Here is a 24,047-nt window from a genome sequence, read left to right as displayed (position 1 = left end):
GGTTATCGGATCAGGTTGAAGAGGCCTTTTTTGGTTACGACGCGTCCGTCGTTGAGCGTCACCTGCACAGCATAGGCATATACACCCACCGGCTGCAGCGTGCCACCCACGGTACCATCCCAGCCCACCGAAGCATCCTTGCCCTCGTAGGCGAAGAGCTGCTGGCCCCACTGGTTGAACACTTTCAGCTGCACGCGCACGATGTTGTTGCCCAGCACACGCAACTTGTCGTTGCGTCCGTCGTTGTTGGGGCTGATCGTATTCGGCACGAAGATGCCCACATCCGGCAGCGGCACGATGGCCGAAAGCAGCGAGCTGTTTTGCTGGCAGGCCACCGTACCATTTACGCGTACAAGGATCATTACCGTCTGCAGCGGCTGCAGGCCGTCGAGCAGCTGGCTGAAGGCGCCTGAGGGCGCGCCCCAGCTGGCGCCGCCGTCGACCGACACCTCGTAGCTCAGGCCCGGCATCGGAATCGAATCCCATTTGAAGAGCACGGAGCCCGGTGTGGCGGTGAAGGTGATGTGCGGCGGCGGCAGCAGCGGCAGAAGGTTTACCACTTGCGGTGCCGATACCGATTGGCAGCCCGCGGCGCTCGTGCCCGTGAGCACAACGTTGTACTGGCCACCGTTCGAATACGTGTGCGAAGGCGCGGTGGCGCTGGAAGCCGCACTGCCGTCGCCGAAGTTCCAGGAGTAGACCGTGATGGCCGGCGTGGAGGGCAGGGCCGTGAAGCTCACGGGGCCGCTGACGCATTGACTGCCCTGGCTCACGGTAAACGCAGCTACGGGCGCCGGGTTCACCGTCACATCGAGCGTGAAGGGTACGCCACCACAGGTGCCGGTGGCCGGTGTGATGGTATAGGCCACAACGATCGGCGCATTGGTCGTGTTCACCAGCGCTTCGTTGATGACGGCGCTGGACTGGTTCGTTGCCGCAGCATTGGAGATACCGGCTACCGCGGGGCGGCTCCACAGGATGCTGGCGCCGGCCACATTGCTGGTGATCGGATAGTTGACCGGCGCCCCGCTGCACACCGCTTTGGTGGCGGCGCTCGTGATCACCGGCTCGGGGTTGACGCGCACGGTAAGCGTGAACGGCGTGCCCGCGCAACCATTGGCCGAAGGCGTGATGCTATACACGGCATTCACCGGCGCATTGGTTGTATTGACCAGTGTTTCTACAATCGGGTTGGCCGGGCTGCCCACGACGGCGGCATTCGAAATACCGGCCACCGCGGGGCGGTTCCAGGTGTAGGTCGTTCCGCTCACGCCGCTGGTAATGGGATAGGTAAACATGCTGTTGCTGCACAGGGCGGCCGAAGCAGCGCTCGTTACCGAAGCGGTCGGGTTTACTGTCAGCGTGTAGGTGAAAGGCGTACCGGCGCAACCGGCGATGGAAGGGATGATGGTATAGGTTACGTTGAGCGGCGCCGTTGTGGTATTCTGCAGCGCCTCCGTGATCGAAGCCGATGTTTGGTTCGAAACGGCCGCATTAGAAATACCCGCTACAAACGGGCGGCTCCAGCTAAAGGTGGCAGCGGCGACGTTGCTCGTGAGGGCATAGGCCTGCGCACTGTTGCTGCACACCGTTCCCGCCGCGGCAGAAGTAATTACCGCTGTCGGGTTCACCGTCACCACGTAGTTGAAGGCCGCGCCCGGGCAACCATTAGCCGCCGTGTTGATCACGTAGGTAACGTCGATGGGCGCGTTCGTGGTGTTTACCAACACTTCGGTGATCGTGTTGGACGTTTGCCCGCTCACGGCTGCATTCGAGATGCCGGCCACGGCGGCGCGGCTCCAGGAGTAGGTCGTACCTGTAACGGTGCTTGTGATGCTGTAGTTCTGCGCGCTGTTGTTGCACACCGTTGCCGTACCAGCGCTGGTGACTGTCGGGGCGGGCGTTACCGTCACCGTGTAGGTGAAGGGCGCCGCGCTGCAGCCACCGAAGGCGGCCACGATCGAATACGTCACATTAAGTGTATTGGTAGTCGTGTTGGTGAGCGTTTCGGCAATGGGGTTGCTCGCCTGACCGCTCAGCGCGGCGTTCGAAATACCCGCCACGGCCGGGCGGCTCCACGTAAACGTGGCGCCGGGTACGTTGCTGCTCACCAGGTAGCTGAGGGGCTGACCGCTGCATACTGCACCTGTTGCCGCCGTGTTGATGGCGGGCGTGGGGTTGACCGTTACGGTATAGGTAAAGGCCGCACCGGCGCATCCGTTGGCAGAAGGAGTGATCGTGTATACCACATCAACGGGTCCGGTGGTTGTGTTCACCAGGGTCTCGGTGATCGTATTGGACGTTTGCCCGCTGACGGCGGCGTTCGAAATACCGGCCACCGCAGGACGGCTCCAGGCAAAGCTGCCGCCGGCCACACTGCCCGTAATGGAATAGGCAAGAGCAGTGCCGCCGCAAACCGAGCCGGTAGCGGCGCTCGTGACAGCCGGTGTCGGGTTGACGGTAACGGTGTAGGTAAACACCGTGCCGGCACAACCGTTGATTGAAGGCGTGATCGTATACGCTACGCTGATGGGCGCATTGGTAGTGTTCACCAGCGTTTCCGCGATCGGGTTGCTGGCACTGTTGCTGATGGGGCTGTTGGATATACCGGGTACAGAAGGACGGCTCCAGCTAAAGGTGGCACCGGCAACAGCGCTGGTCAGGGTGTAGCTGAGCGGGCTGTTGTTGCAGATGCTGTTGCTGGCCGCACTGGTCACCGTCGCGGTGGGGGCTACCGTCACCGTGTAGGTGAAGGGCGTACCCGGGCAGGACGCAAAAGTAGGCGTGATGCTGTAGACCACGTCGATAGGCGCGTTGCTGGTGTTCACCAGTGTTTCGTTGATGAGACCATTGGTTTGTGCGCTTACGGCCGCGTTCGAAATACCCGCTACAGCGGGGCGGCTCCACGAATAGAGGGCGCCGCTCACGTTACTCGTGACGCTGTAGTTCAGGGCGGTATTATTACAGACTGAACCAGTGGCGGCACTCGTTACCACAGCGGTGGGGTTCACCGTCACGCTAAGCGTAAAGGGATTGCCCGTGCAGCCGTTGGCCGAAGGCGTAATGGTATAGACGACAGTTACCGGTGTGTTGCCCGTATTCACCAGGGCTTCGGCAATTGTAGCGGAAGTCTGGTTGGAAACGGCCGCATTGGAGATCCCGGCAACGGCCGCACGGCTCCAGTTGAAAGTAGCACCGGTAACGCCGCTCGTGATGATATAGTTCAGGGGCGCGCCGCTGCAAACGCTGGCGGTCGCCGCGCTCGTTACCGTAGGCGTCGGCGTAACCGTCACCACGTAGTTGAAAGGTTGCGAGGTGCAGCCGCTGAAGGACGTCACCAACTGGTAGGTTACATCCACCACGTTGCTGGTCGTATTCACCAGCGTTTCGGAGATCGGGTTCGCGGTGCTGTTGGACACGGCCGCATTGGAAATACCGGCCACCGCGGGACGACTCCAGGTAAAGTTCGAGCCGGCAACGGTTGTGGTAATGTTGTAGGAAAGAGGCTGGCCGCTGCACACCCCGCCGATGGCGGCGCTCGTCACCACCGGCGTTGGGTTGACGGTTAAGGTGTAGGTAAACGGCGTGCCCGCGCAACCGGCGAAGGAAGGCGTGATGGTGTACAGCACAGCGATCGGCGACGTTGTTGTATTAAAGAGCGCCTCGGTGATCGGGTTGGCGGTTTGTCCGGCGGCGGCCGCGTTGGAAATGCCGCTCACCGCCGGGCGATCCCAGCTGTAGACAGCACCCGCCACGTTGCTGGCCAGGTTGTAGTTCTGCGCATTGCTGCCGCAGATGGATCCGGTTGCAGCGCTTGTTACAGCTGGCCGCGGGTTGACCGTCACGGTAAGCGGGAACGGCGTTCCGGCGCAGGCGTTGGCGCTGGGCGTGATCGTGTACACAACGTTCACCGGTGCGGACGTGCTGTTGACCAGTGTTTCCGAAATCGGGTTGCTGCTTTGGCTGATCGCGGCCGCATTCGAAATCCCGGCCACGGCAGGACGGCTCCAGGAGAAGCTGCTCCCTGCAACAGGGCCGGAAAGGTTGTAGGTGAACGGTGCATTGCTACACACCGTGGCCGTAGCAGCGCCGGATACGGTCGCCGTGGGATATACCGTTACAGTATACGTAGACGTAACACCGGCACAACCGTTGGCGGTCGGCGCGATCGTGTACACCACATCGACCGGCGCATTGGTCGTATTGACCAGCGCTTCGGTGATCGGGTTGGCACTGCTGCCCACAACGCCCGCGTTGGAGATGCCGGCAACGGCGGGGCGGTTCCAGGAGAAGGTCGCTCCGGCTACATTGCTTTGGATCGTATAATTCTGCGTAGCGCCGCTGCACAGCGTTCCCGTAGCGGCAGTGGTGACCGTTGCGGTAGGATTCACCGTTACGGTGTACGTGAAGGGCGCGCTCGTGCAACCGGCGGCCGAGGCCGTGATCGTATACACGACGCTGACCGCTGCGTTGGTTGTATTCACCAGCACCTCGTTGATCGGGTTGCCGGCCTGGTTACTGACGGCGGCATTCGAAACACCGGCTACGGCGGGGCGGCTCCAGTTGTAGGTAGCGCCCGGCACGGAGCTCAGGATGTTGTAGCCCAATGCGGTGCCGCTGCAGATCGTTCCCGTAGAATTACTGCTGATGACCGGCACGGCGTTGACCGTGATCGGCATCGAGAACGCGGTGCTCACGCAACCCAGCGAGGTCTTCACGGTGAGCGTTACGTTCCAGGTACCCACGGCGGTGTAGGCGTGTGTCTGCGGGTTGCCATTGGTGGCAGTCACCGGTGGGCTGCCGTCGCCGAAGTTCCAGGTCCATTCGGTGATGGTGCCATAGGTGCCGCCGGCCGTGGATCCGTCGGTGAAGGTCACGGCTGTGCCGGCGCATACCGGCGAGACGGGTGCCATCGTGAACGCGGCGCTGAGGTTGCCCGCGAGGTCGATCGTGCGGGTCGTATCGGCCACACAGCCCGCCGCGTTAACCGCGCTCAGTGTAATGGTGTACTGGCCAAGGCTGCCGTAAGTATAGCCGGGATTCTGCAGGTGCGATGTATCAGCCAGCGTAGTACCATCGCCGAAGTTCCAGGTCCAGTAGGTCACTGCCGTGGAGTCGGAGGTAGAGACGTCCGAGAAGGTCAGCGCCGCGCTGCCGCAGGTACCGGCGGTGAAGTTGAAATAGGGCACGGGGCCGTTCACCACCGTGATGCTGTTGTTGTAAACCTTTTCACCGGTGCAGCCGCCCGAGGTAAGGGCATTGGCTTTCACCTTGAATGAATAAGTGCCGGCCTGCGAGAAGCTGTACGGCGTGGCGATCCGGTATACATAATAAGGCACGCCGTCGCTGCTGTAGGTACTGTCGGGTGTCGGCGCGTTCTGCACCACGTTGGCGTTGGGCGTCATCGTGGGCTCGTTGTTGAAGTCCCAGGTAAGCGATACCAGGTCGGCCGGTGCATAGGGCAGCGCCACGCGGAAGTAGAAAGGATTGTCTTTGCAGGTAAGGCCCTTCGTGACGCCGAAGGGGTTGTTGGTGAGCAGCTGCTGTGAAAGATCCTTGAGCGAGGAGCCGGCATTGTAGCCATAGCTTTCGCCGTCGCCCAGGCCGTAAGCGAGGGCATTGAAGGCCGAGTCGGAATAAAGGGTATGCGATGCACCCGGCGACACACGGAACGTAGCATAGGAATATCCGGGCAACTGGGGATGCGGCTGGAAAATATTTGCGATCGGCTGAACCGCTCCGCCTCCATAGGCAGTCACCGTTCCACCAGTGCCTGTGAGCCCCGACTGCAGTACGCCCGGATCTGCGGTGGTGCCACCATCGAGGCGGAAGGAGGCCACGCCTCCTTGCGGAATAATCACGTTAATATAATGACCGTTGGTAGTGGTCGAAGTAGTATTCTTAATACGAGCCGAATAAACGGTCGTCTTGCTGATCGCCTGTTCTACCGGGCTCAGGATGATGAACTCCGGATCCCCCTGTCCGCGGGCGCCATGCCGGTCGGCACAGTCTCCGGCAAGGATAAACTGAGACACGGTAACTGGCTTGTCGCTTTCAATCAGCTGGGGAGCGCTGCTGGCGATTTCATAATAAAGGTTGTTGATCAGGCCCGTGAGTGCCGTGGTGTGTCCCGGGTTGTTCACCCACACCCGCGTGGTCGGATCGCTTACGTTAATCCGGAAGATATTATACTCCATTGTACGGGTTGGGGCAGTCAGGTAGCGCTTGCCCCAGGCAACAGAAGGAAACATCTGCTGGATCATATGATCCGAACCAGACCCCACAACATTAAAACAATCGTTCTGGTTCACCAGGCAACGGCCGTTGCCACCAAAAACGGCGATCGATTTGCTGCAATCTGTCTTAACCGTAGATCCGGAAAGATCGAGGCCGAAAGCTTTCCCGGTAAAGGAACTGTTGTCGCTCACGCCACCCGAGCCCTGGATAAAGCCCATAGCGTTGAAGATCTGTCCCTTATTAAGCACAATAGGACCATAGGTCACACCGGCGTGGTATTTCACCATTGCGGCACTGTGTCCGTCGGTAAACAGAGTGGCGGCACTCGAATCCAACACATCCTGGCTGGGTGTAAACCAGATCGGGGTATTGTCCTCTTTCGCAACCACAAAGAAGAACGAGTTGGGGTTGGAGTTGTTCGAGTACCCTCCGTATGCCTGCACGGTGTAGTTGGAGGCCCAGGTATTGGTGGGAAACAGCATAGCCCCGGCTGCAGATTTACCCGTGGTGTACGAGTGCATCCAGGCAGCGATCGGCACCCCATTGGTCGAATAAATATGGATACCCCGGTTGCTGACACCGGTATAATAGAGCCGCGTATCGGGAAGACCGGCGGCATTGTACTGGCTTGATGCATCACCCGTAGGAAACCCGGTTACTTCGGTAACCGTGCCGGGCGTCACCGTTACGGTGCGCGGGAAACCGGAGGCGCCGGGGATGCCGGGAAGGTCCACCACCACGGTAGCGGAGGTAGCGCCGTCAGGAACCGACAGGTACAGCGACAACAGCGCTTCTCCCGAACTGCCCGACTTCTGGCTCATTTTTTCCTGGTATCCAAAGCCTGTCCAAAAATCAAACCCAACATTGGTCACACCATTGAGTTTCGCAGCGCCGGCGCCAGTCAGCGCCACGTTGGCGGTGGGTGCGCCGCCGCCGCTGTTGGCAAGATTACTGTTCAAGGCACCTACCGCGCTTGGCGTAAACCGTACGTAGACCATTGTCGAAGCCAGCGTTCCGCCCGTGTACGAAATGGTTGCCGTAGCGGCGAAGGGCGTAGAAAGACTTGTAGAAATACTATAGCCCGCCGGTGCCGTGATGGTTACGTTGCCCACGGCAGGGTTGAGGTAAACGCCTTGCAGCGTGAAGCTCATCACCGGCGAAGTAGTGCCCACGGTCTGCATCCCGAAGTCCAGCGACGTAGGGTTGGCAATAAGCGTGGGCGTGGCCGGTGGCGTGGTAAAAGAATATTCGGTGCCATAGCCGGTGCCGGCGCTGTTGGTGGCATAGGCGCGGTAGTAATAGGTGGTGCCGCCGGCTAGTCCGCTCATAATGCTCGCAAAGGTGCCGCTACCCGTTCCGTTGTGCGTGATGCCGCTGTTCGAAGCCACCGTAGGGTTCGCGCCGGTGCTCCACACGAGCCCGCGATCGCTCACCGCGGCGCCGCCGTCGGCCCATACGTTGCCGCCCGAGTTGGCGGTAATGACCGTAATGCCGCTGGCCGTAGTGGTCGTTACAAACGGAAGGTTGATGCCGGCCGGCGTGATGAGCACGTTATCGATGCCGGCATCGTTCGTACCCATATTGGCGAACTTCATCCGGTTCACAGCCAGGTTGTTGATGTTGAGCGTAGCACCGATACAGGTGCTGGCACCGGTGCTGACCGTGAGCGGAGCGCTCCAGGTGGCGCCGTCGTCGGTGGAGGTCCAGTAGGTGATGGTCCGGTTGGTGCGGCCGTCGTTGAAGGTCACCACACCGGCGCCCTGGGCGAGGTAAGGGGTCACGATGTAAGCGCCGGCATTCGCCGGAAAGCGCACCGCGCGGTTGTTGTTACCGTTGGGACAAGGGTCGGAAGACGTGGTGGTGTACCCCTTGAACAGGCCCCAGCTACCGGTAGCCGTGGTAAAATAGGTCAGCGTGGCGGGCGCCGTGCCCGAAGAGGCCGGGAACTGCCCCCCGTCGAAACCCTCGGAATTGTAGTTATACGGAGTTTGCGCAAAAGCAATGGCCGGGAGCAGCCACAGCAACAGGGCAAAGGCTTTTTTCCAGCGTTTCGTCGAAGGCAGGGTTTGGGCAATACGAGCTTGGGCCAGGAGATTTTCCATATAGCAGTTCTTTTCCGGATTGGTCGGTCGTGGGGGAAAGGGCAGCGGGAATTCAGCAGGATCGGATCGTAAGAAAATGCGTCATACCGACGCCACACAAGCAGTTTCGCAGGTTAATTTTACCCCCTTTTTCCGCAGGGCAAAACCCTTAGCAGACACTTTATTTACGCAATCGTTACCGAGAACGTTACCGCCCGCGGCGCGACGCGTCCCAAAAGGCTTTGAAGCGCTCGCGCACAAAAAAAGGAGCCGGACTAACCGGCTCCTCGTCAGGCTTTCTAACAACTATTTTCAACGCATCAACTTGATGTCGAATTCCACGCGGCGGTTCTGCGCACGCGCAGCGGGATTATCCTGGCCGTCGGCCCCTTTTTCGGGTTGCAGCGGGCAGCAGGCGCCCTTGGCCACTACCTCGATCCGCGAGGCAGGAATGCCCTTGCGCTTCAGGTAGTCGGCGCAGGCTTGCGCACGCTCGCGGCTGAGGTTCAGGTTGTATTCGTTGGTGCCCACCTGGTCGGTGTAGCCCGTTACAACGAGGCGCAGCGAAGGCTCCCGCTTCAATACGGCCGCCAGCGTATCGAGCGTGACCTGTGTTTCCGGACGCAGGCTCCACTTGGCGAAGTCGAAGCGTACCGTATTGTCGGCAGCAGGTGCCTCGGGCGTTTCTTTAACGATCGCCTTCAGGCAAAGGGTACCGCCCTGTAGCGTGTCGATATCTCCAGCGGGCTTCGCGATCGCAACCTGGCCGGCCTCATAGCCTTCCAGCGCTGCGTTGACGTTTGTATTGGCAAAGGCCGCTACTTCGATTAGGTAGGATCCGTCGGCGGCGGTCGTCGCGTTGTGCCCATCGAGCTGCACCCGGGCGCCGGCCAACGGCTGCTGCGACGCGCATTCAATCACTTTGCCGGCAACGAACTGGCGGTATTGCTTATCCACGCTGTACAGCGACATACAGGCGTCCTGCCCGCGGTCGGAGGAGATCACCGCGCCTTTGAGCAGGCGATCCGCGCTGGCGGTGGAGAAGTACGAATCATCCTTGTTGCTATTGACGGGGTAGCCCATGTTCTGCGCCGCGTTAAAGCCCGCGGGGAGCGTTCCCGCTGCGCTGTACAGGTCGAGGCCGCCCATGCCTACGCGGCCGCGCGAGGCGAACACCAACGTTTTCGAGGGCTCATGGTAAAAGGGCGCTTCTTCGTCCTGTACCGTGTTGACGGCAGCACCGAGGTTTTGCGCCGCACCGAAGCCGTCGCCGTTGATCGGCGCCGCCCAGATGTCGAATCCGCCGAGGCCGCCGGGGCGGTCGGAGGCAAACAGCAGGTAGCGCCCGTCGGGGCTCACGAAAGGCTGACGGGCATTACTTCCGGAGGCATTCACCGCATCGGCGAGGCGCTGCGGCTCCGACCAGCTGCCGCCGCTCTTCTGGCTGATGAAGATCGAGGATACGGCCACGCCGCGGTCGTAGCTCCAGCGGGTGAAGTAGAGGCGGTTGCCGTCGGGGCTCAGCGAGCCCACGCCCTGGTCGGCCCCATCGGCGTTTCCGATGGCGATGGGTTGTACCGCGCTGCCCGGCGCGCCCGTATAAATACGGTTGGCATATACGTTTCCACCCTTTGCCGTGCTGTCGGGGCGCGTACTGGTAAACAGCAGGCTACCGCCCGACCACTGTGCGGCGTAATTTGTTTCTGCACCGTTGAGCGGATCGGCCATCCGGGCCACCGCGTACTGGCGGGCCGATGGGTTGGCGATCTCCTTATCGGCAAACGCGATGCTTTGCAGCTCGAGTTGCGCAGCGGCGGCATTCCTGCCGGCACCCTGGATGTATTGCTCCAACTGGCTCTTTGCTTCGTCATCCTTACCCAAAGCGCGCAGGGCGAGGGCGTAGCCATAGCGGGCCTCGGGGTAGGCCGCAGCCTCCTTGCCTTTCAACAGTCGGTCGTAGGCTTCGGCGGACTGCGTATAGTTGTAGATGCGGCGGTAACTTTCGGCAAGGCGGTATTGAATCTCGCTTTCACCGGAAGCCCCACTACCACCCTTTCCGGCCTTGGCAAGGCTTACCGAGTACGGATGAAAATTCCCGCTTCCTTTGGCGCCGCTGAGGTATTGCTGGTAATACACCGCTGCCGAATAGTAGTTGCCACTGGCATAGTAGAAGTCGCCGCTCTTTTTGAAATCGGCCGGGCGCTGTGCCGCGCAGGGAAGCGTTGCTGCCGCGAGGAGGAGCACCGGTATCTGCCGCAATGTTTTCTGGATCGTCATAACCACATGTGTTGTTTGTAACCGTTACAGGCGCGGGCAGCTGAAAAAGCGCTGGCCCAGGATGCGGTTGCGTTTAATGGTATAGGAAAGAGAAAGCTCAAAGCTGTTGACGTTGCCCACCATGCGGCCGAGGTCGGAGGTGTTCACATCGTAGCTCAGGCCCACCATGAAGTTCTTGTAGTCGAAGCCGACAAAGGGCACCACCGCATCGTCGAAGCGGTAGTTGATCCCGCCGAGGAGGCTCATATTGTCGGAGGCGCGGTACTGACCGAAGGCGCCGATCATCTTCTCGTCGGCAGTACCCTGGCGCAGGTACAGGAAGTTGGGCGTCAACACGAAGGTGCCACCGGGGTTGATGGCCACACCGCCGTGTACGGTTACGCGCATCGGCAGCTTGTCGCTGGCGCCGATGTACAGTCCTTCGGGTTGCGTGAGGTGCCCCACCGAAACGCCGAGGAAGGGGCTCGCTTTCGTTTCGGGGTTGGTGTCGTAATACAGCACACCGGCACCCGCATCGAACACGGTAGCGCCTTTGTTCACCAGCGTTTCGCCGGTCCCGCTGTTGCCGTTGAAGCCGCCGCCGACGCTCCACTGCTCGCCGGTGGTGAACTTGCTGGGATCGAAGCGGCGGGCCAGCATACCGGCCTGTATGCCGATAGCTATCACCTTACTGTTCTCCTTGCCGAAGCGTACGCCGGTGTAGTTGAACGAAGCATAGGCGTTCTGGTAGGTAAAGCCCGTGCCCGTCGATTGCTGGAACAGGTTGAGGCCGACGTTGAGCTTCTTGCTCGTCACCGCTTCGGCGTTTACCCCGAAGGTCTTGAAGCCGTTATCGAGCTTCGACCACTGGCTGCGGTAGATGCCGGCCACGCGGTAGTCGCCGTCGAAAGCACCGGTGAGCGCCGGGTTGACCCAGGAGGGGAAGACATAGTATTGCGAGAAATGCGGGTCCACCTGCGCCTGCACCAGCGTGCGGCCACCCATAAGGGCCAGGATGAGGACAAAATACTTTTTCATGCGTTCTCTGTGTTAATCGATTAGCGAATGAGGTTGAAGAGTCCTTTGGATGTCTGCGTCTGCCCGTTCTGGAGCGTCACCTTGATCACGTAGGCATACACGCCTACGGGCTGCATACGGCCCTGGTAGGTACCGTCCCATCCGCTGCCGGGGTTGGTTACCACGGCGATCTGCTGACCCCACTGGTTGAAGATGCGCATCTCGATGGCAGTGATGAAGTTGCCGTACACCTTCAGCACGTCGTTGTGGCCGTCGCCGTTGGGCGAGAACGTATTGGGCACGAACACACCGCTATCGGGCAACAGGGTGGTGGCCGAGGCCGCGCCGGTACCGGTTTGGCAGGCCAGCGCCCCGAGCGCGCGCACCTGTATGTTTACGGTCTGGTTGGGCTGCAGGCCGCTCACCGTGTGGCTCGTGCCACCGGCACCGTTGGCGGGCACCCAGGTAGCGCCGCCGTCGGTAGACACTTCATAAGAAGTAGCCCCGGTTACGGCCGGCCAGCGGAAGGTGAGCGCATTGGGCTGCGGGGCGTCGGCGGTCACCACGGGGTTGGCGAGGATGGCGGCGATGGCCACGGCCTGCGCCGATGTGGTGAAGGTGCAACCACTTGCGGAGGTCACCGTCAGCGATGCGTTGAAGGAGCCGCCGCTGTTGTACGTATGCGTCGATGTGGCGCCGCTGCCGGCTGCCGTGTTGTCGCCGTAGTTCCAGGAATAAGTGGCGGCACCCGTAGCGTTGGCCGTGAAGTTCACCGCGCTGTTGGCGCAGCTGTTGTTGGCGAACGTGAAGGTGGCCGTGGGGCTAGGGTTGACGGTCACGCTCAGCGTAAAGGGCGTGCCCGCACAGCCGTTGGCCGAGGGCGTGATGTTGTAGATCACGACCACCGGCGCACCCGTTGTGTTGGTCAGCGTTTCGCTGATCGGGTTGGCGGTCTGACCGGTAGCAGCAACATTTGAAATACCTGCAACCGCGGGGCGGCTCCAGCTGAACGTGGCAGCGGCTACAGCACTCGTGATGCTATAAGAGAAGGGTACGCCCGTGCAAACAGAAGCGGTTGCCGCGCTGGATACAGTGGCGGTCGGGGCAACGGTCACCGTGTAGGTGAAGGCCGTCCCGGCGCAACCGTTGGCGGTGGGAGTGATCGTGTAGGTCGCGCTCACCGGGGCGGCAGTGGTGTTGGTCAGTGTTTCGGTTATAGAGCTGCTGGTTTGGTTGCTGACGGCTGCGTTGGAAATACCGGCTACGGCGGGACGGCTCCAGGAGAAGCTCGTACCGGCCGTGTTGCCGCTGATGGGATAGTTCTGCGGCGTGCCGCTGCACACCGTTCCGGCTGCGGCGCTGGTAACGGTGGCCACCGGGTTAACGGTCACGTTGTAGGTGAAAGCGCTGCTCGGGCAACCGTTGAGCGAAGGTGTGATCGTGTAGGCCACGTTCACCGGCGCATTGGTTGTATTGACGAGTGCTTCCGTGATGGTGCCTGTCGTTTGGTTAGAAACGGCTGCATTCGAGATGCCCGTAACCGCCGGGCGGCTCCAGCTGAAAGTGGCGCCGGCTACGTTGCTCGTAAGCGCGTAGCTCTGTGCGGTGCCGCTGCACACCGTGCCGGTGGCGGCGCTGGTAACGGCTACAGAAGGATACACCGTAACCGAGTAGGTAAAGGCCGCGCCCGGGCAGCCGGTGGCTGTAGGCACGATGGTATAAGTGACAACAACGGGCGCGTTGGTGCTGTTCACCAGCGACTCCGTGATAGGGTTCGCGCTCTGGTTACTCACCGCGGCATTCGTGATGCCGGCGACGGCGGGGCGGCTCCACGAGTAGGTGCTGCCGGCGATACCCGACGTGAGGGTATAGCTCTGTGCGTTGCCCGTGCAGATGGTGCCGGTAGCGGCGCTGGTAACCGAAGGCACGGCGTTCACCGTAACGGTGAAGGTGGCCGGGGGCGTGTTGCGGCAACCCGCGGTGGTGGCCGCCTGGTAGGTAACTGTGTAGGTACCGGCCGTCGTATAGGTATGCGTCGTGTTGGCGCCACCGTTGACAAAGACGATCGGCGATCCGTCGCCGAAATCCACCGAGTCGCGCACGATCGTGCCGAAGGTGCCGCTCGCCGTGGAGGTATTGGTAAAGGTGAGCGCGTTGCCGGCGCAGACCGTCGTGCCCGGCGTTACGCTGAGGGCGGGCGTGAAGGCGCCGGAGATGTCCACCACGCGTGTCGTGTCGGCAAAGCAGCCGGCTGCGTTCACGGCGCGGAGCGTTACGGAATAAGGAGCGCGCGAAGGATAGGTGTACGAGGGGTTCTGCAGGTGCGAGGTATCGGCCAGCGTAGCGCCGTCGCCGAAGTTGTAGGTCCAGCTGCTGATGGCCGTGGAGTCGGAGGTCGATACGTCGTTGAACTGAACCGTCAGGCCGCCGCAGCTGGGAAGCACCGGCTCGAAGCGCGACTTCGGACCCTCGGTGACCGTGATGCTGTTGTTGAGCACTTTCGTACCCGTGCAACCACCGCCGGTGAGGGCGTTGGCCAGCACCTGGAAGGTATGTGTGCCGGTTTGTGCAAAGCGGTAGCTTGTAGGAATACGGTACACGTAGTAGGGAACGCCATCGACCGTATAAGTACTGTCAGGCGTCGGATTGTTCTGCAGCACGTTGGCGTTGGGCGTCAGCGCGGGGTTGTTGAAGAAGTTCCAGCTTAGCGAGCTGAGATCGGCGGGCGCATAGGGCAGCGCGATGCGGAAGTAGAAGTCGTTGCCCTTGCAGGTGATGCCTTTCGACACGCCGTAGGGGTTGGCGAGCAGCACTTGCTGCGACAGGTCCTTCACAGCCGCACCGGCATTGTAGGCATAGCTTTCACCGTCGGTTACACCGTAGGCGATGGCGTTGAAGGCGGAATCTGAAGACAGCGTATGCGCCGCCCGCGGGGTTACCTGGAAGGTGGCATAGGCATAGCCGGCCAGTTGCGGGTGCGGCTGGAAGATGCTGCTGATGGGAAGCGGCGTGCCGGTGCCGTAGGCAGCGCCCACACCCTGGCCCTGGCTGTGATCGAACGTAGCCGCGATTGAGGTCTGGTCAGCGCCGGGGTCGGCGGTAGCGGCCCCATCGAGACGGAAAGAAGCAACGCCGCCCTGCGGAATGATCACGTTGATATAATGGCCATTCTCGGGGTTGCCGGAACGCTTGATGGGAGCCGAGTAAACAGTGGTGGTGGTAATGGCTTGCTCCACGGGGCTGAGGATGATCATCTCCGGGTCGCCCATGCCGTTGGCGCCGTGCTTCACCGCACAATCTTCGGCTGTAATGAACTGCGTTACCGAGATCGGGCGGTCGCCGGTGATCAGTTGCGGCTGGTTGCTGGCGAATTCATAATAAAGGTTGTTGATGATGCCGGTGAGCAGCGTACCGTTGGCGCGCACCTGCGTAGCGGGGTCGGTTACGTTGACGCGGAACACGTTGTACTCCATCGTTTTGGTAGGAGCCGTGAGGTAACGCTTGCCCCAGGCAACGGAAGGAAACATCTGCTGGATCATGTGGTCCGAGCCGGTGGTGGCATTACAGTCGCTGGCGTTCACCAGCACACGGCCGTTGCCGCCGAAAACAGCGATGCTTTTGTTGCAATCGGTCTTCACCACCGAGCCTGAAAGGTCGAGGCCGCGTGCGGTGAGACGTCCCGAGCCCTGGATGAAGCCCATGGCATTAAAGATCTGGCCCTTGTTCAGGATGATGGGACCGTATTGCGTACCAGCATGGTACTTGACCTGGGCCGCCGTGTGGCCTTCGTTGAAGATCGTGCCCGAAGAACCGGTGGTGGAATCCACTACGTCCTGGCTGGGCGTAAACCAGATCGGCGTATTGTCTTCTTTGGCAATGACAAAGAAATAGGAAGCTGGGTTGTCGTCGTTAGCGACGCCGCCGTAGGCCTGCACCGTATAGTTCGACGACCAGGTGTTGGAGGGGAACAGGATGGCACCAGCCGCCGAATTGTTAGGAGCGTAGGTATGCATCCACACCGAAATGGGAACGCCGTTGGTCGAGTAAATGTGCACCCCGCGACTCGTAACGCCGGTTGCATAAAGGCGCGTATCGGGGAAGCCACCGCTGTTGATGGTGTTTCCGGGATCGCCCGTGGGGAAGCCGGTTACTTCCGAAACGGTGCCCGGGTTGACGGTAACCACCTGCGGGAAGCCCGCGGCGCCGGGGATGCCGGGAAGCTCCACGCGCACCGAAGCGGGCACTGTGCCCTGCGGCACCGAGATGTAGATCGACATGCGTGCTTCATTGCTGTCGCCCGCGCGCTCCTCCATTTTCACCTGGTAGCCGAAGCCGGTCCAGAAGTCGAAGCCCACGTTGGTGACGCCGGCGAGTTGGGCCGCGCCTGCGCCCGCAAGGGCTACGTTGACGCTGCCACCACCGCCGCTGTTCACCAGCGTTCCGTTGAGCGCGCCCACGGCGCCGGGTGCAAACTGAACGTAGAGGGTCGTAGCGGCCAGCGTGCTGCCGGTATAGGCAACGGTGGCCGTAGCACCGAAGGGCCCGGTGGGACTTGTAGAAATACCATAGCCCGAAGGCGCGGTGATGCTAATGTTGCCGGCCGCCGGCGACAGGTACACACCCGACAGCGAATAGTTCATCGTGGCCGTTGTGTTGATGGTCACGTTGCCCCAGTCGAGCGAAGCGGGGCTGGCCGTCAGCGTGGGCACGGCTACCGGCGTGGTGAAGGTGAGATCGGATCCATAGGAAGTGCCGATGCTGTTGGTGGCAAAGGCACGGTAATGATAAGTAGTAGAGGGGGCGAGGCCGCTCAGGGCGCTGGTAAACGCGCCGGTGCCGGTGCCGTTGTGAGTGATGCCCAGGTTGCTGCCGGTGCTCGGGTTGGCCGTTGTGCTCCACACCACGCCGCGGTCGCTGACGGTGGCAAAGCCGTCGGAAGTGACGTTGCCGCCCGCGCTGGCCGAGGTAAACGTAATGGCGCTGGCCGCCGTAGTGGTCACGGTGGGCGCCACGATGGTGGCGGTGGTGATGAGGAAGTTGTCTACGCCGGCATCCTGCGCCACGGTATAACCGAGCTTGAAGCGGTTGACGGCGGGATTGTTGATCGTGATGGTGACGGTAGCGCAGGATGCTCCCGAGGAGGGCGTGTTGGTACCGGCGCTCCAGGTAGCACCGTTGTCGGTGGACGTATAATACGTATAAACACGGTTGGTGCGCGCATCGTTGAACGTCACGACGCCGCAGCCCTGCGCCAGCGGGGGCGACACAAGGTAGGCGCCGGAGCCGCTGGGAAAGCGGAGGGCGCGCGGGCTGCTGCAGGGGTCGGAGCCGGTGACCGTGTAGCCTTTGTAAAGGCGCCAGGCACCGGTGCTGGTGACGTACTGCGATTCGGTGGCGGGCGCCTGTGCCTGTGCCTGCGGCCACTCGGTGGTAACGTCGAAGGTTTCGGTGCTGTAGGTGTAGTTCTGGGCGCCGGCGGGGCAGCCCGCCAGGAGCAGCAGCGCGGCGCAGAGGCAGCGAAGCAGGCGTTGACGATGCCGCGTTGCCAGCTTCAGAAAGGCGGGCGTTGATTCAAGGGAAAAGCGCATAGCAAGTCCGGTTATTGGTTTTGAGTTAGAGCAGCAATGGTCCGGGCGGCCGCATCGGGCGGTCACCAGGCCTGGTAAAACGAGTGGAAGGGAGAGGCGATCCGAAATCCCGGAAGCGTTCAGGGGTCACACAGCAAGCAGCAAGCAGGGCTCCGGGGGTGGTGTTTGGCTAGGATATCCGCAACATTCAAAAGCAAGCACACAAAGCCTTTGCAACGATACCCATAGTTCTGGTCAACGGTACCAAAGTAGATTGATTTGTAAATCCGGACAACAAGTTTCTATGCAAACGTTTCCGGTAACGATTGCATAGAAAAATCGGCGCGAGTCGTGATTTGTGATGAAACTTGTTAGACGGTTGCGCTGCTCGCTTGTATTTCTACTGTCGATGCTGTGCCTTGTGTTCCCGCCTGCTCCTGCGCCGTTTTCTCATTGGCCAATATCCTATCCAAAGCTCTCCCCTAGCCTTCCAAAACCTGGCCATTTAAAACAACGCGCTTTATGAGAAGTCTTGCTTGCTCGTTTGCCCTTTGTGCAAACAGCCCATTCCGTCGTCTTTTGTCGTCCGCTGAATTTTTCAGAGCGAAATCTATGGGGGCCGCGGCCCTGCTGTCGCTCCTGCTCCTGTTTGCCGCTGGCTCCGCGCAGGCGCAGAACCAGGTGATCGGGTCGTTTCCGAATATGCAGGGTGGCTTTGAAAATGCAAACGCAGCGCAGCAGGCATCCACCAGTGTCGCAAGCGGCGCACAACTGGCTGCATATACCGGAGCCAATGCTACCAACAGTACGCCTTCGATTTCGAACGCAAGCCGCACCGGCGCCAAGTCACTCAACTGGATCACCGGTAGCACAAGCGGCGTCTTGTTTTCGCCAACTGCGCCCAGCACCGGCATCGGCAACAGCACACAATACGTCGTCCAGTTCTATTGGTTTAAAACAACAACCGGCTCAGCCCGTGCCTTCAACGTCGCGATCAGTCCCGACGGCACTGCACAACTTGGATCAAATGTTACTACGGGCACGCTGGGCGTCAACTCAGTAGCTTCCACCGTGTGGACAAAGGCCGCCATTGTTGTCACTTCCGGCTCCAGTGCTGCAGCCACCCGCTACGGACTCGTTCAATTTTTACCCAATGGGGGCAGCTTCGCCAGCCCCGGCTACAACATCGACGACTATGTGATCTACCCCGGCTCAACCGTTGACGTCACCGCTCCTGCTGCGGCCACGTCGGCCAATGCGGTGGTCGCTTCCACCACGTCTCTCGATATCTCCTGGACGGCTTCGGGCGCGGCTGACCTGGCCGGCTACGTGATTGTACGCCACACGTCAGCAACCGCTCAATCCCTGAACGTAAACGGAATCTATGGCGTCGGCAACAGCGCCGCCTCCGGTGGCGGCACCGTGGTGGGCATCGTTCCCGCCGGCACCAACACCTTTACCAACACCGGCCTCAACACCGGCACCACCTATTACTACAGCATCTTCGCAGTTGACCGCGCCTTCAACTACGCGACCGCCGTCACCTGCAACGGAACGCCTGCCGTGGCTTGCTCGTCGCCAACGATTTCGGGTGTGAGCCAGGCCGCAGCCGTTTGCTCGGGCAACAGCGCCTCCATCAACCTTTCCGGCCTCGCGGCCAGCAGCGTTCACTCCATCAGCTACAACATCGCCGGCGGCAGCACAGTCGTTACCTCGGCCACCTCCGATGCACTCGGCAACGCAAGCTTTACGGTGCCGGTTACCGCCGCCAACGACGCCCAAACACTGACCATCAGCAGCATGACCATTGGCGGATCCTGCACCTCGAACTTCTCCAGCAACAACACGGTCAGCCTGTCCGTCAACCCGCTACCCGGCACACCCACCGGCGCTGTGGGCGCGGCGCGCTGCGGCAGCGGCTCGGTGACCCTTGCTGTAGATGATCCCGGGGCAGGCTACACCATCGACTGGTATTCCGCAGCCAGCGGCGGCACGCTGCAGACGGGAGGGTCCGGCACGTTCACCTTCTCCTCGCCAACTATTTCGGCCAACACGACCTACTACGCTGAAACGCGCAACAGCACAACCGGCTGCGTGTCGTCGAGCCGCACGGCAGTAACTGCCACGGTCAATGGCCTGCCCACCATATCACCAACCGGCATCACGGTGCCGCAAGGTGCCAGCGCAGGCAACCTCGTATACACAACCAGCAATACGCCCAACCAGTATGCCATTGCCTACGACGCTACGGCGCAGGCCGCTGGCTTTACCGACATCAGCACGACAACCCTTACGGCCAGTCCGCTGTCCCTCGCCGTGCCGCCAGCCGCCGCCGCAGCGGTATACAACGCCACGATCACCGTCAGCAACAGCAGCAGCGGTTGCAGTGGCAGCGCTCCTTTCACCGTCACTGTTGTAGGACCCTACACCTGGACGGGCGCTGCCGGCGACAACCTGCTGGCCAGCGCCAACAACTGGTCGCCGCTCCGCAGCAGCCCCGCCAACAGCGACGTGCTGAAGTTCGACGGCGCCACGGTGCCCACCGCCACGGTGAGCATCGGCAGCACAACCACCATCAACAGCCTCCTGCTCGCCAACTCCGCCAGCGTTACGCTCACCTCGGCTGCCCTTACCGTTAGCAACGGCATCACGGTCGCCAGCGGTTCTGCACTGACGCAGGCCACTGGTGCCGCGCTGACCGTCGGCGGCGCCAGCAGCATCGCCGGCACCTATACCCTGAATTCGGGAACCTTCGTTACCACCGGCTCGATCGTGACCGTCACCGGCACGTTCAACAACGCCAGCACCAGCACTACGGCGATCACCTCCAGCGGAAGCACACTGCTCTTTTCATCGGTAGCCGGCCTCGGCACCTATAATCTTACGGCGGTGCTCACCGGCTCCGGCACGGGCCAGATCCCCGCGGCCACCTGGTCTACCGTCAACGGCAACGGCACCCTGAAAATTACCGGCGCCACCACGGCTTCGCAGATCGGCGCTGTGGGCACACCTGCCTCCTCGCTTTTCGGCAACGTCGAGTTCGACCTGCCGAACCTTACCTCGGCCGGCTTTAAAGTGTTCGCTGCGCAAGGAGCCTTCACATCGGGCCTGACCATCGCGGGCAACCTCACACTGGCCCGTACAAATACGGGGGCTACGCAGATGACCAGCGGTACGCCGTTCAACATCAACATCATCGGCAACCTGAACGTGTATGCCGGCAACTGGAACCTGATGCCCTTCAGCGGCTCGAACGGAACCGCCAACCTGGTCATCGGCGGCGACGTGAACATCGATGCCACTGTCTCTTATCCCGCCAGTGGCTACAGCCGCCCCGTCTTTAATATGACGAACGCACGCACCGGGAATGTGGGCACGATGAATATCGGAGGATCCTTGTACCTGAACTCGGGTGCCAACATCGCCGAGCTGACGCAATCTTCCGGCACCGCTACGCTGACTTTCAGCGGCGGCAACAGCAAGACCATTACCCAGCTCAATGGCTCCGTGGTTTCGGGCACGATCAACACCGTGGTCAACAAGCCTTCGGCCACGCTGTCGCTGGCCAGTAACCTGCTGAGCAGCGGCACGAAAAATGTAACGCTGACGGCCGGCACGCTCAACATCGGCACGCATGCGCTGACGCTGAACGGCACGATCTCCGTCGGCACGGGGAGCATCGACGCCTCGGCGGGCACCATCATCCTCAAGGGCGCCGGCGCGCAGAGCATCCCCGCCAATACGTTCAGCAACGGCACGGTCTACAATTTTATCGTAAACAGCGGCGGCACCGCCTCGCTCGGATCGGCCCTCACCGTGTCGAACAACCTTACGCTCAACAGCGGCACCCTGGCCGTGGGCACGCAGACCCTCACCCTCAACGGCGGCGTCAGCGCCCCGGGTGGCAGCCTCACGTCGGCTACGGGCGGCACCGTCAGCTACAGCGGCAACAGCGACGGGCAGAACGTCCTCGCGATCAACTATGGCAACCTGGCGCTTACGGGCGGACAAAAGATCCTTGCGTCGGGCACCACCGGTGTGGCGGGAACTTTTACCGCGACGGCTGCAGGCAGCCACACGGTTACGGGCAGCACGATCAACTTCAACGGCAGCGGCAACCAGTCCGTACCCGACTTCCCTTATGAAAGCCTGCAATCTTCTACGGGCGGTACCAAAACGCTGGCCACTTCGATGAGCATCAGCGGCGATGTCGCCATCGGCAACGGAACTATCCTCGCATCGGGCGGCAACAACCTGGGTCTCGCCGGCAACTGGGTGCAGGACGGCACCTTCCAGCCGGGCGGTGGCACCGTATCTTTTTACGGAGGCAATGCGCAGGCCTTCAGCGGCAGCGCTCCCGGCAACTTCTATGACCTGTCGGTATCGAAAACCGCGGGCAGTCTCACGGCGGGCAACTTCATCAACGTGGCCCATCGCCTGCAACTCGAAGAGGGCGGCATCGTGGGCAGCGAGAACCTCCTGCTGGCCAACAGCGCACGCGTGGTGCGCAATGCCGGCTCGCTCGACACGGCGCCCGTCTTCCTCGGCAGCGTCGACCTGGAGTTTGCCAACAGCAGCGACCTCGGCACCGGTGCGGAAGTGCCTGCAACGGACATCGTGCGCGACGTAACGATCAACGGCGGCGGCAAAGTGACCCTCTCCCGTTCGATCAAGGTCAATGGAACGCTGTCGCTCAGCAACGGCATCATCGACCTCGACGCGCGGAACCTGTCGGCAGCGGCCGGTGCGGTCAGCGGCGGCTCCGCGACTTCTTATGTGCGCACGTCGGGCAGCGGCGCTTTCACCATCCGCGGCGTAACCAACAGCGCCTCGGCCTTCCCCGTGGGCAACAGCACCTACAACCCGATGGATCTTTCGGCCGCCACACTGCTTGACTGGAGCGTGCGCGTGGAAGACGCCGTATCGAATGTTACCGGCCCTTATGCACCGAATGTAGCCAAAGCGGTTTCTCGCCAGTGGATCATCACGCCCTCGGCCAACCCCGTGCCTGTACCGGGCGCCAGTGTTACTTTCTACTACAACGGCTCCACCGATGTGGGCGCTTCCTTCAGCAACGCCATGGGTGTGCAGGTATGGCACTACGACGGGGCTGCCGGCTGGGCCAAGCGTGGCGGCGCCGTGATACCGGCAACAGCAGGTGGGCTGAAAGCGGTGAGCGTTTCGGACCTTACGTATTTCTCGCCCTTCGCGATCTCGAACATCGACGCCCCGCTGCCGGTATCGCTGATCCGCTTTACGGGCAAGCGTACGGCCAACGTGAATGAGCTGAAGTGGGCGACCGCTTCGGAAAACAACAACCGCGGCTTCGCCATCGAGCGCAGCACGGACGGCATCCACTTTACACAGGTGTCTTTTGTGACCAGCCGCGCGGCCGGGGGCAACAGCGCTTCGGATATCAACTACACCTTCAACGAATCGATCGCTGCTGGAAACAAGTGGTACTACCGCCTGAAGCAGGAAGACCTCGACGGCCGCTCGAAGTACAGCGCGGTTGTCATGCTGAAAAGCGACAAGAGCGGCATCATCACCTTGGATGGCATTTACCCCAACCCCGTGAAGGGCGCTGCCTCGGTTCGCCTGCAGGCTTCGGCCCAGGGGGGCAACGTGGTGCTCCAGCTCACGGATATGCAGGGCCGCATCGTGCGCCAGCAAAGCGTACTCACTGAGGCCGGCAGTAGTTCTACGGTCCGCCTCGACGTCACCGGGCTGGCAACCGGGAACTATCACCTGAAAGCCATCGCCGCCAATGGCGAGGCGAGCGAAGCGGTGACGGTGGTGAAGCAATAAGCACCCACCTCACCCCCAACCCCTCTCCAAGGGAGAGGGGCGCACAAAGGCCCCGCGGTGCGGGGCCTTTGTCATGGAGAGCCCGCCCGCGCCGATCGGGGCGCCGGTGAGGGAGCGCTTCCCACAAGGCAAAGCCTGTCGCAAACGCTCGTTCTCTCGTTCTCTCTTTCTCTTGTTCTCTTGTTCTCTTGTTCTCTTGTTCTCCTGTTCTCCTGTTCTCCTGTTCTTTCTCCCTACCGCCCCATCCATCCGCCATCCACCGTAAGTATGGTGCCGTGCACATAGGCGGAGGCGTCTGAGCACAGGAATACCAGCGGCGCCTTGAAGTCATCGGGCTCGCCCCAGCGTCCGGCGGGAATGCGGGCGAGGATGCTCGCGCTCCGCTGCGGGTCCTGGCGCAGGGCCTCGGTGTTGTCGGTGGCGATATAGCCAGGCGCGATGCCGTTGACGTTCACTCCCTGCCCGGCCCACTCGTTGGCAAGCGCCTTCACAAGGCTGGCCAGTGCGCCTTTGCTGGCGGCATAGCCCGGCACCGTGATGCCTCCCTGGAAGGAAAGCAGCGAGCAGGTGAACACCACCTTGCCGCTGCCCCGAACCAGCATGTCGCGACCAAACTCGCGGGCAAGGATGAAGGGGGCATCGAGGTTCAGTTGCAGCACTTCGTCCCAGGCCTCGTCGGGGTGTTCGACGGCCGGATGGCGGCGGATGCTGCCCGCGTTGTTGACCAGGATGTCGACCACGGGATGCACGCTCTTCACCTGCCGGATGAAGGTATACAGCGCATCGCGGTTGCCCAGGTCGGCCGAATAAGCGGTAAAGCGACGGCCCGTCGCCCGTACGGCAGCCTCGGTGGCACTCCCCGCCTGCAGGGAATGCGACACTCCGATAATGTCGGCACCGACCTCGGCGAGCGCAACGGCCATGGCCTGGCCGATGCCGCGGCTACAGCCGGTAACGAGGGCCGTTTTGCCGGCGAGAAGCGAAGGATTCCAAATCATGCGGGATGTTTGGCCGCCAAATTAGCCGCTTGTCGTCGGTGGCTGGGAAGGCGGCACTGATTTTTTTGCGCAATCGATTCCGG

6 protein-coding genes are annotated in these 24,047 nt (G+C 61.5%); 1 reads left to right on the top strand and 5 read right to left on the bottom strand.

Annotation, left to right across the window (positions count from 1 at the left end; all coding sequences use genetic code 11):
- Window positions 1-2: 2 nt before the first annotated feature.
- From E0486_RS07395 to E0486_RS07380, 4 genes are all read right to left on the bottom strand, one after another.
- Window positions 3-8,339: a PKD-like domain-containing protein gene (locus tag E0486_RS07395; RefSeq protein WP_131851514.1), complete on the bottom strand. Its 8,337-nt coding sequence runs from the start codon at window positions 8,337-8,339 to the stop codon at window positions 3-5.
- A 291-nt stretch (window positions 8,340-8,630) separates the two neighbouring features.
- Entirely contained in the window at window positions 8,631-10,595 is a 1,965-nt protein-coding gene (locus E0486_RS07390) for an OmpA family protein (RefSeq protein WP_131851513.1), read from the bottom strand.
- Between the two features lie 24 nt (window positions 10,596-10,619).
- Complete coding sequence (locus E0486_RS07385; RefSeq protein ID WP_131851512.1) at window positions 10,620-11,612, bottom strand: PorP/SprF family type IX secretion system membrane protein; 993 nt, start codon at window positions 11,610-11,612, stop codon at window positions 10,620-10,622.
- A 20-nt stretch (window positions 11,613-11,632) separates the two neighbouring features.
- Window positions 11,633-17,179: a PKD-like domain-containing protein gene (locus E0486_RS07380; protein WP_131851511.1), complete on the bottom strand. Its 5,547-nt coding sequence runs from the start codon at window positions 17,177-17,179 to the stop codon at window positions 11,633-11,635.
- Window positions 17,180-17,770: 591 nt separating this feature from the next.
- On the opposite strand from E0486_RS07380, the gene E0486_RS07375 reads away from it, so the two are divergent.
- Window positions 17,771-22,966: an Ig-like domain-containing protein gene (locus E0486_RS07375; protein WP_131851510.1), complete on the top strand. Its 5,196-nt coding sequence runs from the start codon at window positions 17,771-17,773 to the stop codon at window positions 22,964-22,966.
- A 233-nt stretch (window positions 22,967-23,199) separates the two neighbouring features.
- Here E0486_RS07375 and E0486_RS07370 read toward each other — a convergent pair whose 3' ends face one another.
- A complete protein-coding gene (locus E0486_RS07370; RefSeq protein WP_131851509.1) occupies window positions 23,200-23,964 on the bottom strand; it encodes an SDR family oxidoreductase in 765 nt (254 codons plus the stop codon).
- Between the last annotated feature and the right edge of the window lie 83 nt (window positions 23,965-24,047).

The organism is Flaviaesturariibacter aridisoli (assembly GCF_004343705.1).
GTDB lineage: Bacteria > Bacteroidota > Bacteroidia > Chitinophagales > Chitinophagaceae > Flavisolibacter > Flavisolibacter aridisoli.
Note: the sequence above shows the minus strand (reverse complement) of the source record. Positions and strands in the feature narration are given on the sequence as shown.